Raw genomic sequence first — 1,119 nt, 5'->3', positions numbered from 1 at the left:
TGTAGTTGCCCCCACCAAAACGGACAGCTTAACTCGCCACTTTAAGAGCTCGATACTCTCTAGGTGACATCATTTTCAATCCACTGTGTGGGTGGTAATTGTTGTAATCGTCAAACCATTCAGCGAGCTTTGCAAGCACCGTGGCTGCGTCTGGACGGTCGTTCAGGTATACATAATCTCGTTTAAACGTCTTCACGAAAGCTTCTGCCATGCCATTGCTTTGCGGGCTTCTAACTGGCGTCGTGCACACCTTAAAACCGAGTGACTTGGCGAACTGCCGTGTTTCTTCGGCGATATAACAACTGCCATTATCGGTTAACCATTCGACGGTATGTGGCAACTCTCGGACATCTCCGAAGCGCTGTTCCATGCTTTCAACCAAAATGTCTTGAACCATGTCAGCGCGGATACCCGTCGTTGTGGCTACATAACTCATAATTTCACGATCACAGCAATCTAAGCTAAATGCCACGCGCACTTTTTCTTTGTTCCAGCACGTTATTTCAAAGCCATCTGAGCACCAGCGAGTGTTTGGGTGCAACGTAATAACCTGACCGTCATGAGCGCGGTGCTCACTTACACGACCGGTATGTTTGCGTAACAGCAAGTTGTTTTGTTGCATCAGGCGATAGACGCGTTTTGGATTCACTCGCGTAATTACATGCTGCTCTGCTTTCAACTGGCGATTTAAATGCGCAGTAATCCGGCGATAGCCGTTGCTTCCACGCTCCTCGCAGATGTCGATTATTAACGGCAATAACAGCGCATCATCAGCCTTGTTGTAGCGTACTGAGCGGCCTTCTCGGCGCACGGACAAACGTTGGTATAAGTTCGAACGCGACACGCCAAGAGCCGCAGCTACTCGGAGGACAGGGAATCGTCCGGTGGTAGCAATGGCATGCGCGATATCAACTTTTTTGACTGGGCTATCTCCAGCGCCTCTTTTAGAATTTCGGTTTCCATCGTTTTACGGCCGAGCAACTGCTCAAGCTGTTTCACTTTCTTTTGAAGCGCCTTATGGTCTGCAGCACTGACGACTTCGTCACCAGACTGGATAGCAGACATACCACCATCTTGCATGAGCTTTTTCCACTTAAACAATAGACTCGGGGTTATGCC

1 protein-coding gene is annotated in these 1,119 nt (G+C 49.1%); it reads right to left on the bottom strand.

The window, feature by feature from the left end:
* Positions 1-28 precede the first annotated feature (28 nt).
* A protein-coding gene (locus tag PY479_RS17560) for an IS3 family transposase (protein WP_275484544.1) occupies positions 29-1,119 on the bottom strand; the annotation gives its coding sequence in 2 pieces (ribosomal slippage) (positions 29-918 and positions 918-1,119; 1,092 coding nt annotated over the 2 pieces). This gene is flagged as partial in the annotation.

The organism is Shewanella sp. A32, assembly GCF_029167175.1.
Lineage (GTDB): Bacteria > Pseudomonadota > Gammaproteobacteria > Enterobacterales > Shewanellaceae > Shewanella > Shewanella yunxiaonensis.
Note: the sequence above shows the minus strand (reverse complement) of the source record. Positions and strands in the feature narration are given on the sequence as shown.